Raw genomic sequence first — 13,424 nt, forward strand, 5'->3', positions numbered from 1 at the left:
CTCCGTTTCTTCCGGGTGATGATATCATTATCGTCTCCTGATCGTCAACCTTTTCAGTCTCTTTTGGGTGACAATTTGCCTCGTGGACATTTTCCTTTTCCCTGTGCTAAAATAGGGCATTCAGAAAACCAGATCAGATTGCCGGTTTTTTCCGGGGAGGTTATCCATGAACGAGATCAAATGTCCCAATTGCGGGAAGGTTTTTCAGGTGGATGAGGCCGGTTATGCCTCCATCGTTTCACAGGTTCGCAACGCGCTGTTTGAAAAAGAAGTGGAGGACCGGGTCAATTCCGTCCGCCGTGAAAGCGCCGCTGTCCAGGAAAAGGCACTGGCCGAGCTGAACGCAAAGCATAGGCAGGCTCTTACCGAAAAAGACCTGGAAATCAACCATCTGAAAGACAGCGCCCGTGCGGCGGAAACAGAGAAACAGCTTGCCGTCCGGACAGCCATTCAGGAAAAAGAAAACGAGATTACTGAATTGCGCGGAAAAGTGATTCAGGAAAAGCAGGCAGCCGAAATCCGCGAGCAGAGCCTGAAGGAAGCGCATAAAACCGAGGTGGCGCGTCTGGAGGCGGAAGTGGAACAGTACCGGGACTTCAAGCTTCGCCAGTCCACCAAGATGATCGGTGAAAGCCTGGAGCAGCACTGCCTGACCACTTTCAACCAGGTCCGGATGATGGCCTTCCCCCGCGCCTATTTTGAAAAGGATAATGAGGTCATCGAGGGCACCAAGGGCGACTTCGTTTACCGGGAGGAAACGGAGGACGGGCTTCCCCTCCTCTCCATCCTCTTCGAAATGAAGAATGAGGCGGACGCCACCGAGAAAAAGCATAAGAACGATGACTTCATCGACAAGCTGGACAAGGATCGCAAAAAGAAAAACTGCGAGTACGCGGTGCTGGTCACCATGCTGGAGCCTGACAGCGACCTGTACAATGCGGGCATTGTCACCGAGTACCGGTATGAGAAGATGTATATCGTCCGTCCCCAGTTCTTCCTGCCCCTCATCTCCCTTCTGCGCAACGCCGCGCTTTCCAACACGCAGGTCCGCCGGGAGCTGGAAACCGTACGCCGCCAGAGCCTGGATGTCCAGCAGTTTGACCAGGCGCTGCTGGAGTTCCGGGACAAGTTCGGCAAGAACTATCAGATTGCCCAGTCTCATTTTGATAAGGCCATCAGCGAGATTGATGAAACCATCAAGCACCTGGAAAAGGTCAAGGAATCCCTCACCAAGTCCGGCAACCAGCTGCGGCTGGCCAATGATAAGGCCCAGGATCTTACGATCAAAAAGCTTACGAAAGGCAACCCCACCATGCGGGACAAGTTCGAAGAAGCCGGGATCAGCATTGACTGATCCCGGCTTCTCTGTTTTCAGACATTTCTAATTTCACTTTGTTCCTGGAATGGGATGACGTGCATCAGGTGTCATTCCGAGCGAAGTCGAGGAATCCCTTGATATATCAGCTGCGTGTCCACAGCCTGGCCAGTGTCCGGGCCACGCCGTCGTCATCATTGCTCTCCGCCACTTCATCCGCTACAGCTTTGACGCAGTCCAGCGCGTTGCTCACCGCCACACCGTATCCGCATCTCCGGATCGGCTCCACATCGTCGTTGTCATCGCCGAAATACACGGCCTGTTCTGCCTCCAGTTTCACACTGTCCAGCAGTTGCTGAATCCCCCGCCACTTGGTTGCGGTACCGCCCATATACTGGCGCAGTTTTTTATCTGCCACGGTACTGTATACCGTTTCCGGCAGGTCAATCAGGATCTGCTCCGGCGGACAGTCCGGATGACTGGCCAGGACCTTATAGATCTTTTCCCGCCGGGGAAGCTCTCCGATATTTTCAATCACCCGGGGACTCCAGATGGGAATGTCCTGGTTGGCGTAAATGCCGTTCTCGGCCTCCACGGAGATCACCACGCCTTCCATCCCGGAAAGCTGTTTAAGGATGGACAGGGCGTCCTCCGTTGCAATGGTATTCTCATACACCCTGTCCGGCGTAATGGTCCGCGCCCCGTTCAGCGTGGTTACCGCCTGGAAGTCAATAATCCTTCGGTAATCCATGATGGCTCTTTCCGGCCTCGCAGTTGCGGCAAACAGATAGGCGCCTGCCTGCTGCCAGTCTCGCAGCACATCAAGGGTATAGTCTGAAATGGTTTTGTCCGTCCGCAGCAGCGTCCGGTCAAGGTCAACAATCACCGCAAGATAGGGCAGCTGGTTCATCGACTTTCCTCCGTCAGTTTTATGTTTTTAACCATGAACACGGATTTCCGGAAGGATCGCGTCAACATCTACAAAGCCGACGCTGTAATCATACCGGTCCGTATAAACCGGCACTTCATCCGACTTCAACAGGTCCGTCACATCCGTATACAGATACCGGCTGTACCACACATGCGCGACGCCGGAATCCGGATCGGTATAGTGGCATTCCAGCATATACGGATTCCCGTGCGCACCGTTCACGTTCCGGTTCGCCTTCACGCCGGCAATTTTAGCCATCACGTAGTACCCGCCCTCATAGGCACGGCGCTGGCGGGCCCTGCGCCGGATATCCTTTCCCAGGCACAGCAGGCCGATCAGCAGGAAAATGGCGCCAACCCCTCCGAAAACTGCCAGGAATATGATAGGATCTTCCGGTTTTTGTCCGGCGCCTGCAGACCACAAAGCCACACCCAGCACAAGAAACAGCAGCCCCATCGGTGCAAAGATGAGTCCGAGGATTCCATAGACTGTCCATCCGTATTTCTTCTTCACAGGCGTTTCCCTCCTGAAAAAATATTAGCGGGATTATACATCAGTATCCCGGTAAAATCAATCACAAGTTTGCCATATTTTTCCTTGTCAGTTCCGGACAAAAAAACAGGCGGATTTATTCCGCCTGTCCGTGTTCTTTCAGATATGCCAGGAACTCCGGTGTCCGGGACCAGTATCTGATTCCCCAGTTCTCAAAATTCCACTCATCCATGTACTCGTTGCACTCGTAATCCACATACCAGATCAGGCCGTCCCGGATCACAAAATTCGCCGGAAAATAATCGATGTTCAGTCCCGCTGATCTGGCTTTTGCTGCCATTTCCCGCACCTGTTCCAGATAGGGATCGGCGGATTTCCCGTCCTTCACCAGGTCGAATATGGTTTCGCCGGCAATATATTCCTTGACCACCCGTTCAGCTTCCTCATCGATGGCAATCATCTCCGGAATCCTGATCCCGGCCTGCCGCAGCCGTTCATAGTCCCGGCGTTCCGCCTCGATCTTGTTGCCGAAATGGTAATACTCACAGGGCTCGTGATGGATCTGCTTGAGCACGACCTGCCGGCCGTCCTTTTCCGCCAGATAGGAATACCCGCCCTTACCGTGCCCCAGCAGCCGGATAATCCGGTAGGTTTCCCCGCACACCTGCACTTCCTTGTCCATTTTTCCCTCCTGAATCCCTGTCACAGTTCCTTGTCCAGGCATACGGCGTCCACTTCGTTCTCATAGGGCGGATAATTTTCGCAGACCTGGTATCCGTTCTTCTTATAGAATTCAATGGCGTGGGGATTGCCTTCCCGACACTCCAGCACCAGCCGCCTGTAGCCGGTCTTCCCGGCCAGTTTTTCCATGGCCTTCATCAATGCGGCGCCGATGCCTTTGCGGTTCTTTCTGGCATACACGCGCTTGATTTCCCCGGTTTCGTCGTCCAACTGACGCAGCCCGGCACAGCACACAGGAGTACCGTCATCATATCCCACCAGGAAGAAGCCTTTGTCCTGGCTGAAGTCGTCAAAGCAAACATGTGCCATTCCGTTATGGCCCAGAATACCCATCAGGGTTTCGTTCAGCTCCCGCAGGAGCGTTTGTGCGTCCGGGTTCTCCACACCGGTCTGGACAAACGCAAGACTCATTCGCCTACCTCCGTTTCATCAGACCGGATCAGTTCCCTCAGGTCATGTATTTTCAGATAGGATGTTTCCACATCCGCTGCCGGATTGGCCGCGATCAGGATGGGGGTGATTCCCAGTTCAGCCGCTCCTTCCAGGTTGCGTACACTGTCGTCGATAAAAACCGTCTCTTCAGGCGCTGCGCCGCATTTGCCCAATGCGTCCAGGAACATGTGCCTGTCCGGCTTGAACACGCCCACAAAACAGCTGTAGGTCTGGAAGGAAAAGTATCGGGAAACACCGATGTACTCCAGCTGCTGTTCAATGCTCGGCCACGTGTCAGAGATGATCCCCAGCTTATGCGTCCTGCTCAGGGTTTCCAGCACCTCTTGAATCCCGGGATATGGAATATAGTTTTCCATATTGAAGGTGCGGTCCCGGGCCGCCTGTTCCAGTTCGTCTGTTGTCAGTCCCAGGCCCAGCTGTTCTGAAACAATCGAATAGTACCGGTAAAACTGCTTCTGTTCCTCCTCAACAGAGGTCACCAGGTGGTTCTCCGCCAGATAACGCAGTCCTGCATCCCTGGCCGCGTTGATTTCCGCCTCACTGTGCTGTTTCAGTTTCTCCCCGGCCAGCTCCAGGAACTTTCCGGTAAACATCCAGTCGCCTGATGCCGGCCTGTCCAGTGTATAGCCTACGTCGAAGAAAATAACCTTCTTGTCCTTTATCTGATTGATCATAATACTCTCCGGTCATTGTATCCCGGTCAGCCAATTTCCAGCTGATCCAGGTAGGGTTTATACCTCGCATACTGTTTTTTCAGCACCGGTTCTTTGGGAATCAGGCCAAAGAATGTTTCCGGCTCTGTCCACTGATAATCCACCGTTTCTCCCTCCTGGAGCCGGACAGCGTCTTTCGCGCAGTCCACCACCGCCAGGTAGGCATAAACTACCGACCTTGTCTTCGGGTTCCGGGTAATCCCGATCAGCTCCAGCATTTCCGCCTCCAGTCCGGTTTCTTCCCGCATTTCCCTCCGTGCCGCTTCCTCCGGGTTTTCGCCGGCCTGGGCGGCTCCTCCGGCGCTGGCTTCCCAGCAGCCGGGGAACGCTTCCTTACGGTCGTCCCGGAGGGTCAGGAGAAACGTCCCGTCCCGGTGCCGGATCAGGACATCACAGACCAGATGATATCTCCCTTCGGGAATTTCCTGCATCCTGCCCCGTTCCCATGTTTCTCCGGTCTTTCTTCCCTGTTCATCATACAAATCCCAGATTTCCATTTCTGAACTCCCGTCATTCCAGGACGTTCACCGTCCTGTCTGTTTTCTGTCTGAATAACCCGTGCTGGTTACAGTAGTAATACAGCCATCCGCTTCTGCGGAAAAAGAACCGCGTTTCCGCATTTCCTTCCGGATACAGTGCTTTGATCTCGCAGCTGTCCGGTGTCATATAGGCGATAAAGGACAGGTAATGCTCCTTGCTCATGGGATGTTCTGCGGATACATAAATCTCATCCTCCACCATCTGCACTTCCAGCCTGTGTGCCGGATCCGGCTCTTCCGTTTCCAGTGCCGGCAGCTGAATCCCGCAGCAGGAAATCATCGCGTCCCCTCTCGCGAAGAGCACATTTCCGCACACAGGGCATACATAAAACCGGCTTTTCAGCATATTGGATGCCCGGTTGGTATTCACAACAGCCTGCCCGCACAGCAGCTCCGCCACGGATATATGCAGTGCCTTTCCCAGCGGTTCCAGCAGGGATACGTCCGGAAATCCCCTTCCGTTTTCCCATTTGGATACGGTCTTATCGCTGACGCAGAGTTTTTCCGCCAGCTCTGCCTGTGTCATCCGTTGTTTCTCCCGCAGCGCCTTGATCGTTGCTCCGGTTACATAGTGATCCATTTCTTATCACTCCTTTCCGGATGAGCATAGCGCCGCCGACCGCTGCCTGCAACCTACGCTTCGTAGAGTGTCAGTTGCCTGTCAGCGCCTTTACCTCTTCAAGTTTCGGTGGATTCAGCGGCAGCGGGAACCGGGAAATAGCGATTGCAGAGCAAGCGCTGGCAAACCGCACCAGTTCTTCATCCTGCATACCCTGCATCAGTCCGTATACGCAGCCCGCCTTGAAGGTATCACCGGCGCCCAGCGTGCTCCGGACTGTCACAGGGAACGGCTTCATCCGGTGTATGGGTTCTCCCTTCCGGGCATAGAGCATGTCTCCCCCGCCCTGGGTGATAATGGTCAGCCCGTCCGTTTCCTGCTGCATCTTTTCCATAACAGCTTCCGGCGCCATGCCCGCGTAATACTCCGGTACACATTCTTTGGAAACCACATTCACCGCCGCCATCTGATGCAGCCGGGAATCATGCGGACTGTCAATCGTCACAAAGGGTACGCCGTTCCTCCGGCAGAGTTCAGCTGCCAGCAGGGATTCATCCCGGAAATAGGGATCCACTGCCGCTGCTTTGCAGCCTGCGATATCTTCTTCCTTCGGAATGTTCCACCAGCGTTCTCCCGTGGAAAACAGCGTCTGGAACCGGCCCATGGGAGACCGAACCAACCCGGCAATCACCACATAGTCCATCACACCGGGATCTTCTGTAAAGCACATGGAAGACAGGTCCACCTGCTTGTCCGCGTAAAACGCCTTCAGCATCGGGGCGACCTCTGTGCCGATCCATGTCCCGTCCATTTTGACGGACACCCCAAGAGAATCCAGTACTGTTGCCGCCGTCCCGGTTTCACCACCCGGCAGGAAATACTGGTCCTTGATTTCCGCGTATTCATCCGGCTGGAGGAATCCGTCCCTCAGCAGGAAAGAATGGGTACCCAGGATCTGTCCAAAGAGATACACGTCATGTTGCTGCGCCATATACCGTTTTCCCTCCCGGCTTTCTCCCTGCCTTATTCAGGCCTGTCCATTTCAAGCTCCAGGCATTTCCAGGCTTCGTTCCCAAAGTGATAGTATTCCGTTTCTCCGGTATCCTTATCCCGGAATCCGACAGCCCGGTAGCACCGGTATGCCGGCTCGTTGTTTTCAAAAACACCCAGGGTGATCCTGTCCGCCTTCAAAATATCGAAAGCATACCGGATAGCCAGCTGAAGCATTTCCCTGCCGTATCCGTATCCGCGCTTCCCGTCGTCCACGATCACAAAGCCGAACCGGAGAATGGTTTTCTTTTCATCCGTGAATCGCATGATCAGATGTCCCGCCACGCCGGTCTCATCGAAGGCTGTCATTTCATAAAAGGAGTCCGAATCAGCCATCCTGTCATAGTGCCGGTTCAGGTCCTCCGCTGTAATCGGATAGGACTCAAACCGGTCCGCGCTCCATTTCCGGAACATGGTTTCGTCCCCGATCCAGGAAACAATCGTTTGTGCGTCACAGGCCTTGTAAGGTCTCAGTCTCAGCATATATTTCCCTTCAGGGTTCCTTCCAGAACCCGCCTTTATGGAAATTCTCATTCCCCAGCGGCTTTGCGGTCAGCCTGAACATCACGCAGCCGTCCGGGCACACAATCGTTTTGGTATATTTGCTGTCTCCGCCCAGGTTCTCCAGGTCTCCGCCGCTGCGCACAGCCTCCATCAGCGGATAGAGAATCATCATCGTCTTGGAGCAGATTCCCTGTCCGTCCTGGTTCACCGGGCAGCCGTAGGTGCAGGTGTATTTGTCGCCAGGTTCTTCCCCGTTCCGGCAGTAGCGTTCCGTATGATCTCCCCGCAGGAATCCTGTCACTTCAACCGTGAACTCATATTCCTCGTCATACCACTTTTTCATACAGACCTCCCGTACGTTTACATCTTTTTACAGTTCTTTCCGTCTGCTTTTGATTATAGAGATCTTGTCTGAAAGTTGCAATCCGGAATCACGGAATGCTCTTTCAGTTTTTCCGGAGGATATCCAGGGTATGATGGGATGCCCCGATCAGATCCTGCCGTTCGCAGATTGCGAAGTGGTACTCCAGCCATTTCCTGAAGGTCTCATCGTCCATTTCGTCAACCATCGCCCTTTGGTAATTGGTCGCGCCGTCCGTGGCAATCAGCTTCACCCGTTCCACCGGTATTTCAGCGTCCAGCGAAGCAATCTCCTCTGTCCTGATCAGGTCGAATACTTCCGCCGGGTCGCTGCCCAGGTGCCAGTCCGGCGAAAGCATGTTCCGCTCCAGCAGGTCCTGCACATGTTTGGATCCGAACGCGTAATTGATCACCGTCGGCTCGTTCATACAGTAAGCTGCCAGGATATATCCGCCCGGTTTCGTCACCCGGACCGCTTCCCTTAACGCCCGGAGTTTATCCTCCCGGGTATACAGGTGATACATCGGTCCCAGCAGCATAGTTAAGTCAAAGGCGTTGTCCGGCAGGAAGGACAGGTCCAGCACATTCCCCTGCAGGGCCCGGATCGGTTCCGTTCCGTCCAGCTTTGATTTCAGCACTTCCAGGTTGTGTTTCACCAGTTCCACGGCAGTCATCCGGTAGTCTTCCTTCGCCAGGGTCACGCTGTATCTTCCTGTTCCCGCTCCGACCTCCAGGATGGAGGGATCGTCCATCCCGTCTATACATTCATGAATGTATTTCATGGTGGTCAGGTACTCTACCTGGCCGTGCCGGGAAAGGAGCCGGTTTTCTTCATCACAGACACTGTAGAATTCATCCAGATAATTCATCGGAACAACCTCCTGTATTCTTCACCCGGATAGCTGCTGCTTCCGTCCAGCTTGGTCAGGATCACGTCTTTTTCATAGGTCATGCCCAGCTTTTCCATCACCCGGCGGCTTCGGTTGTTTTCCCTGGCAAACGTTCCCCGGATTCCCCGGACATCCCTCTGGCTCCGGACCAGTTCCAGTACCGCCCGGATCATTTCCGCAGCATATCCGTTTCCCCACTGATCTTTCCGCAGGTTGTACCCGATCGTCCAGAGGTCCTCTTCTTCCCAGTAATACAGGCCGCCGCTTCCGATCAGATCTCCGGTTTCTTTCAGCACGATGCCCGCGTCATAATCGTCCGGACTGTCCGGATCCAGTGTCTCCAGCCACGCTTTCACGTCCTCCGCCTTCGTGTATACGGGATAAACCATATAGCGCGCCACGTCCGGATCCCCGCACCATTTGAATACTTCCCGGTAATCATCCGGGGTCAGGTTCCGCAGGATCAGCCGTTCCGTCTCCAGGTTAATGTTCATCTTCTTCTCTCCTTATGCTTCCTTCCGGGACACAATCATCAGGTGCTCCGAATGTGCCAGGTACTCTTCCTTCTCGCAGAACCGCAGTGCGTAGTCGCACCAGGCTTTCCTGATCTTCCTCGGGCTCTTGCTGAGCACCCGCTTGTAGGGTGCCAGGATTCCTTCCTGGCTGAAAGCGGTCTCTGTCTTCAGGCCGGGGATGGAAGCCAGCAGCTTCTTCGCGTCTTCGACGGTGATCATATACGCGTAGGTGAAGGACTCTCCGGAAAAACTTTCCCCCTTTGCGGCCAGTTCATAGAATTCCTCTTCTTCCGGCATCAGGATCGTTTCCTGGATTTCCCGCATGCCGTAGACAACCCCGCCGAAGGTCAGGATAAAGCTGCTGAACAGGTATCCGCCGGGTTTCAGGACCCGTTTAGCTTCCTGGATGGCCCGGATCCTGCTTTCCTCTGTCAGCAGGTGATACAGCGGTCCCATCAGGAAAACCGTATCAAAGGAATTGTCAGGGAACCGGGACAGATCCGTTGCGTCTCCCTGCACCGCCGTGATCTTCACCCCGTACTGCCGTGCTTTCTTTTTTGCGAAGCGCACGTTCTCGTCGCTCAGGTCCAGCAGCGTCATCGTATGCCCCTGCCTCGCGTAGTGGATGGAATACTGTCCCGGGCCTCCGCCGATATCCAGGATCCTGCTGCCGGGCTGGATATACCGGTCCATCATATGGGTCGTAATATACTTTTCATAAGGAGTCCTTTTCTGCAGTCGGTCCCATTCCTTCAGGGGATCCGCGTCATAATGGGAGCGGATCGCTTCTTTCTCTTCGCGCATTTTTCCATCCTCCTTCACAGTTCTTTATACATCAGGATCTCGTCGTGATAGCTTCCGTCGTCAAACTTCATCCCGTGATAATACCGGCCGCTTTCGATAAATCCGCATTTGCGGTACAGACCCTGCGCCCGGGTATTGTCCGCCACCACGATCAGTTCCATCAGCTCGTAGCCCATCTGCTTAGCCATCTCGATCAGCATATTGAGCATGGCCGTGCCCAGGCCCTGTTCGCAGTATTCCTCCAGCAGGCCTATCCCCATGGAACACCGGTGGCGGATCTTCCGTTTCTCCTGGTTACTGAATACGGAGCAGCTCCCGACTACCTTCCCGTCTGCTTCAGCCACGATCATCACAGCTTTCGGATCCTCCAGCGTCCTGTTGAGAAATGCCCGTTCGTCTTCCGCTTCTTTCCTGATCTCATCCGGATAGCGCGACATAAACTGGGTTTCGCCGGCGATCTGCTTCAGGTAGCTGATCATTTCCTCCGCTTTTTCCGGAACAGGCGGCTTCAGGATACAGTTTCGTCCGTCCTTCAGTGTGATGGTTTTTTCCGTGAAAATCATGGCCTCATTCTCCTTCCGGGATGTAAACTAAAAAGCCGCTTATCATCAGAGATAAGCGGCTTGATAAACCTTGTCCGGATCTGCCGGGGCTACGCTTCTCTGATGTGTGCTTGAGGGTACGTAAAATGAACGCGGACCAGCCATTCAACGTTCGCGACGACAGCATAATTATTCAGTTCACACACGTACCGTTTCACAGAGAAGCGCTCCTTTCCGAAAAATATTGGGATGACTATACTACGGAACAAACGCCCGTGTCAAGAACAAATTTCAGGGTTTTATTTGCGGTTTTTCCGCATCGTCCAGCGCCGGATCGCCTTTTCAATCTCCACAATCGGGATCACGACCAGGGCCAGCGCCATCGCTGTCAGGTATTCAGCAAGCGTGATCGGCGTAAAGGAGAAAGCCTTGTTCAGGAACGGCACAAAGATGACCGCGGCTGTAATCAGCAGCGAGAAGGCCAGCGTTCCCCACAGCCACATGTTCTGCTTCTTCAGGCTGAACAAGGAAGCATGCCTGGACCGCATATTGAAGGAATGGAAAATTTCGACCATGCTCAGCGTCAGGAAAGCCATGGTCATGCCGGCCGGGGATTCCGCAATCCCCCAGGCTCCGCTTTCCATCCGGTGTCCGATAAAGTAGCTGAACACTGTCACGGCGGCGATAATCAGCCCCTGGAAGGCGATACCGAAGCCCAGCCCGTCTGCGAAGATGCTTTCCTTCCGGTGCCGCGGCGGACGCTGCATCACGTCTTTTTCCGCATCCTCCATGCCCAGCGCGATTGCCGGCAGCGTATCTGTGATCAGGTTGATCCACAGGATGTGGACCGGTTTGAGAATGGTAAAGCCCATCAGCGTGGCGGAAAACACCGCCAGCACCTCCGCCAGGTTGGCGGACAGCAGGAACTGGATGGCCTTGCGGATGTTGTCATAGATCCGGCGGCCTTCGCCGACCGCGGAAACGATGGTGGCAAAGTTGTCATCCGTCAGGATCATATCCGCCACGGACTTGGTCACGTCGGTACCGGTAATGCCCATGCCCACGCCGATATCCGCGCTCTTGATGGAGGGGGCGTCATTGACACCGTCTCCGGTCATGGCTGTCACCATGCCCAGCGCCTTCCAGGCGTTCACGATGCGCACCTTATTCTCCGGCTGCACCCTGGCATAGACGGAATAGCGCCTTACGTCATGCGCAAACACTTCGTCCGGGATCGCGTCCAGTTCCGCGCCGGTGATCGCCATCTGGCCGGGCTGCAGGATGCCCAGTTCCCGGGCAATAGCCGTAGCTGTATCCTTGTGGTCGCCGGTGATCATGATGGGCCGGATGCCGGCGCTGCGGCACTTTTGTATGGCGTCCTTCACTTCGGGCCGGATGGGATCGATCATGCCGCACATGCCGATCCAGGTCAGATCCTGCTCCAGATCCTCAGCGGCGTTGGAAGCAGGACGCTCGTCATAAATCCGCTGGGCAGCGCCCAGCACCCGCAGGGCCTGGTCCGCCATCCCTTTGTTTTCAGCAAGAATCTGCTCCCGCTGTTCTTTGGTGATCGGAACCGCCTGGCCGCCCTGCCAGATCTTCGTACAGCGGCGCAGCACCTCATCCGGGGCGCCCTTGGTAAATTGAATAAATCCATGCCCGGCACCCATCCGGTGCAGGGTGGTCATCATTTTGCGCAGAGAATCAAAGGGGGCTTCATCCACCCGCGGCAGGTCTGCCGCCAGCTCTTCCTTGGGCATGCCGTTCCGGTTGGCGTCGTTGACCAGCGCGCATTCGGTCGCTTCGCCCACAGCCTCCCCTTCCTCCAGCTCCGCGTCGGAACACAGGGCCATGGCGGACATCAGCAGTTTCTCATCGTCAGTCACTTTCCGGACCACGGTCATTTTGTTCTGGGTCAGGGTACCGGTTTTATCCGAGCAGATAATCTGGGTGCAGCCCAGGGTCTCCACAGCCGTCAGCTTCCGGATAATGGCATGGTTCTTGCTCATCTTGGTCACGCCGATGGAGAGCAGCACCGTTACCACCGCGCTCAGGCCTTCCGGAATGGCCGCCACGGCCAGGGAAACCGCGATCATGAAGGTGTCCAGGACGGCCTTTCCGCCGTTCCGCACCAGGTTGACGATAAACACAAAGGCGCAGATCACCAGGATCATGGCGGACAGTTTCCGGGACAGTTCCTTCAGCTTGATCTGCAGGGGTGTCTCCTCGTCCTTCGCGTTGGTCAGGGCATCCGCAATGGCGCCCATTTCCGTATCCATGCCTGTGCCGGTCACAACGGCGTGTCCCCGTCCATAGGTGACGATGGAGCCCATGTACACCATGTTCTTCCGGTCGCCCAGGGAGACTTCCCCGTTCTCGGCGGCTGCCAGCGCTTCGCTCTGCTTCTCCACATCCGTGGATTCACCGGTCAGGGCCGCTTCCTGCGTCTTCATGGACGCGCATTCCACAATCCGGGCGTCCGCGGGCACAGCATCCCCGGCCTCCAGGATCAGCATATCGCCCCGGACCACTTCGTCCGCGTGGATGGTTTTCAGGTGGCCGCCGCGGATTACCTTCGCGGTAGCTGCCGCCACTTGCTGCAGCGCCTCAATTGCGGCCTCCGCCTTGCTCTCCTGGTAAACGCCCAGGCAGGCGTTGATCAGCACCACCGCCAGGATGATGATGGTATCGGTCAGGCTCTCACCGGCATACAATGCCGTGATGGCGCTTACCACCGCAGCGATAATCAGGACGATGGTCATGGGATCCTTCAGTTCCCCGAGGAACTTCCTGATCAGGCTTTCCTTTTCGCCTTCCTTCAGCTTGTTGTGTCCATCCCGGACAAGCCGTACCGCAGCCTCTTCGTCGCTCAGGCCTTCCATGGAGGAACCCGCCTCTGCCAGTACAGCCTCTTTTTCCTCAAGATACGGTTTCAATCGTTTTGCCCTCCTCTGCTTGATGCAGTATCACCTACGAATGAATATCCTGTTTTTGCCATTGTATACCGGACCGGCCG

The 13,424-nt window shown here is 55.3% G+C and carries 16 protein-coding genes; 1 reads left to right on the plus strand and 15 read right to left on the minus strand.

Annotated elements, in window-relative coordinates; all coding sequences use genetic code 11:
• Window positions 1-166 precede the first annotated feature (166 nt).
• Window positions 167-1,354: a DUF2130 domain-containing protein gene (locus tag JYE49_RS07940; RefSeq protein WP_093957207.1), complete on the plus strand. Its 1,188-nt coding sequence runs from the start codon at window positions 167-169 to the stop codon at window positions 1,352-1,354.
• 106 nt (window positions 1,355-1,460) lie between these two features.
• On the opposite strand, the gene JYE49_RS07945 is transcribed toward JYE49_RS07940, so the two are convergent.
• The 15 genes from JYE49_RS07945 to JYE49_RS08015 all read right to left on the minus strand — a co-directional run bounded on the left by JYE49_RS07945 (window position 1,461) and on the right by JYE49_RS08015 (window position 13,344).
• Window positions 1,461-2,225 (minus strand): HAD hydrolase family protein, encoded by a 765-nt coding sequence (locus JYE49_RS07945; RefSeq protein WP_093957206.1) that lies wholly within the window; start codon window positions 2,223-2,225, stop codon window positions 1,461-1,463.
• Window positions 2,226-2,252: 27 nt separating this feature from the next.
• The gene (locus JYE49_RS07950) at window positions 2,253-2,759 is read right to left on the minus strand and encodes a phage holin family protein (RefSeq protein ID WP_093957205.1); all 507 of its coding nucleotides are present in this window, start codon (window positions 2,757-2,759) and stop codon (window positions 2,253-2,255) included.
• 115 nt (window positions 2,760-2,874) lie between these two features.
• A complete protein-coding gene (locus JYE49_RS07955; protein WP_093957204.1) occupies window positions 2,875-3,420 on the minus strand; it encodes a BUD32 family EKC/KEOPS complex subunit in 546 nt (181 codons plus the stop codon).
• A gap of 20 nt (window positions 3,421-3,440) precedes the next feature.
• Complete coding sequence (locus JYE49_RS07960; RefSeq protein ID WP_093957203.1) at window positions 3,441-3,890, minus strand: GNAT family N-acetyltransferase; 450 nt, start codon at window positions 3,888-3,890, stop codon at window positions 3,441-3,443.
• The gene (locus JYE49_RS07965; RefSeq protein ID WP_093957202.1) at window positions 3,887-4,606 is read right to left on the minus strand and encodes an HAD family hydrolase; all 720 of its coding nucleotides are present in this window, start codon (window positions 4,604-4,606) and stop codon (window positions 3,887-3,889) included. Before JYE49_RS07965 ends, JYE49_RS07960 begins: the two co-directional genes overlap by 4 nt.
• Window positions 4,607-4,632: 26 nt before the next feature.
• A complete protein-coding gene (locus JYE49_RS07970) occupies window positions 4,633-5,142 on the minus strand; it encodes an NUDIX hydrolase (RefSeq protein ID WP_093957201.1) in 510 nt (169 codons plus the stop codon).
• Between the two features lie 13 nt (window positions 5,143-5,155).
• Window positions 5,156-5,764 (minus strand): helix-turn-helix domain-containing protein, encoded by a 609-nt coding sequence (locus JYE49_RS07975; RefSeq protein ID WP_093957200.1) that lies wholly within the window; start codon window positions 5,762-5,764, stop codon window positions 5,156-5,158.
• A gap of 70 nt (window positions 5,765-5,834) precedes the next feature.
• On the minus strand, window positions 5,835-6,734 hold the full coding sequence (locus JYE49_RS07980; RefSeq protein WP_093957199.1) for a carbohydrate kinase family protein: 900 nt from the start codon (window positions 6,732-6,734) through the stop codon (window positions 5,835-5,837).
• A 32-nt stretch (window positions 6,735-6,766) separates the two neighbouring features.
• Window positions 6,767-7,276 carry a GNAT family N-acetyltransferase gene (locus JYE49_RS07985; RefSeq protein ID WP_093957198.1) on the minus strand — a complete coding sequence of 170 codons (510 nt, stop codon included), beginning with the start codon at window positions 7,274-7,276 and terminating at the stop codon, window positions 6,767-6,769.
• A gap of 10 nt (window positions 7,277-7,286) precedes the next feature.
• Entirely contained in the window at window positions 7,287-7,640 is a 354-nt protein-coding gene (locus tag JYE49_RS07990; RefSeq protein WP_093957197.1) for a TIGR04076 family protein, read from the minus strand.
• 103 nt (window positions 7,641-7,743) lie between these two features.
• Window positions 7,744-8,526 carry a class I SAM-dependent methyltransferase gene (locus tag JYE49_RS07995; protein ID WP_093957196.1) on the minus strand — a complete coding sequence of 261 codons (783 nt, stop codon included), beginning with the start codon at window positions 8,524-8,526 and terminating at the stop codon, window positions 7,744-7,746.
• Window positions 8,523-9,041, minus strand: a complete 519-nt coding sequence (locus JYE49_RS08000; RefSeq protein WP_093957195.1) for a GNAT family N-acetyltransferase — start codon at window positions 9,039-9,041, stop codon at window positions 8,523-8,525. The genes JYE49_RS07995 and JYE49_RS08000 overlap by 4 nt, the downstream gene beginning before the upstream one ends.
• A gap of 12 nt (window positions 9,042-9,053) precedes the next feature.
• On the minus strand, window positions 9,054-9,866 hold the full coding sequence (locus JYE49_RS08005; RefSeq protein ID WP_093957194.1) for a class I SAM-dependent methyltransferase: 813 nt from the start codon (window positions 9,864-9,866) through the stop codon (window positions 9,054-9,056).
• 14 nt (window positions 9,867-9,880) lie between these two features.
• A complete protein-coding gene (locus JYE49_RS08010) occupies window positions 9,881-10,429 on the minus strand; it encodes a GNAT family N-acetyltransferase (protein WP_093957193.1) in 549 nt (182 codons plus the stop codon).
• 278 nt (window positions 10,430-10,707) lie between these two features.
• Window positions 10,708-13,344: a cation-translocating P-type ATPase gene (locus tag JYE49_RS08015; protein WP_093957192.1), complete on the minus strand. Its 2,637-nt coding sequence runs from the start codon at window positions 13,342-13,344 to the stop codon at window positions 10,708-10,710.
• Between the last annotated feature and the right edge of the window lie 80 nt (window positions 13,345-13,424).

This window comes from Aristaeella hokkaidonensis (assembly GCF_018128945.1).
Classification (GTDB): Bacteria; Bacillota; Clostridia; order Christensenellales; family Aristaeellaceae; genus Aristaeella; species Aristaeella hokkaidonensis.

What these genes read in the sequence shown, in the direction of transcription:
- JYE49_RS07940 (WP_093957207.1), top strand. Translation starts at nt 167, where the DNA reads ATGAACGAGATCAAATGTCCCAATTGCGGGAAGGTTTTTCAGGTGGAT.
- JYE49_RS07945 (WP_093957206.1), bottom strand. Translation starts at nt 2,225, where the DNA reads ATGAACCAGCTGCCCTATCTTGCGGTGATTGTTGACCTTGACCGGACG.
- JYE49_RS07955 (WP_093957204.1), bottom strand. Translation starts at nt 3,420, where the DNA reads ATGGACAAGGAAGTGCAGGTGTGCGGGGAAACCTACCGGATTATCCGG.
- JYE49_RS07960 (WP_093957203.1), bottom strand. Translation starts at nt 3,890, where the DNA reads ATGAGTCTTGCGTTTGTCCAGACCGGTGTGGAGAACCCGGACGCACAA.
- JYE49_RS07965 (WP_093957202.1), bottom strand. Translation starts at nt 4,606, where the DNA reads ATGATCAATCAGATAAAGGACAAGAAGGTTATTTTCTTCGACGTAGGC.
- JYE49_RS07970 (WP_093957201.1), bottom strand. Translation starts at nt 5,142, where the DNA reads ATGGAAATCTGGGATTTGTATGATGAACAGGGAAGAAAGACCGGAGAA.
- JYE49_RS07975 (WP_093957200.1), bottom strand. Translation starts at nt 5,764, where the DNA reads ATGGATCACTATGTAACCGGAGCAACGATCAAGGCGCTGCGGGAGAAA.
- JYE49_RS07980 (WP_093957199.1), bottom strand. Translation starts at nt 6,734, where the DNA reads ATGGCGCAGCAACATGACGTGTATCTCTTTGGACAGATCCTGGGTACC.
- JYE49_RS07985 (WP_093957198.1), bottom strand. Translation starts at nt 7,276, where the DNA reads ATGCTGAGACTGAGACCTTACAAGGCCTGTGACGCACAAACGATTGTT.
- JYE49_RS07990 (WP_093957197.1), bottom strand. Translation starts at nt 7,640, where the DNA reads ATGAAAAAGTGGTATGACGAGGAATATGAGTTCACGGTTGAAGTGACA.
- JYE49_RS07995 (WP_093957196.1), bottom strand. Translation starts at nt 8,526, where the DNA reads ATGAATTATCTGGATGAATTCTACAGTGTCTGTGATGAAGAAAACCGG.
- JYE49_RS08000 (WP_093957195.1), bottom strand. Translation starts at nt 9,041, where the DNA reads ATGAACATTAACCTGGAGACGGAACGGCTGATCCTGCGGAACCTGACC.
- JYE49_RS08005 (WP_093957194.1), bottom strand. Translation starts at nt 9,866, where the DNA reads ATGCGCGAAGAGAAAGAAGCGATCCGCTCCCATTATGACGCGGATCCC.
- JYE49_RS08010 (WP_093957193.1), bottom strand. Translation starts at nt 10,429, where the DNA reads ATGATTTTCACGGAAAAAACCATCACACTGAAGGACGGACGAAACTGT.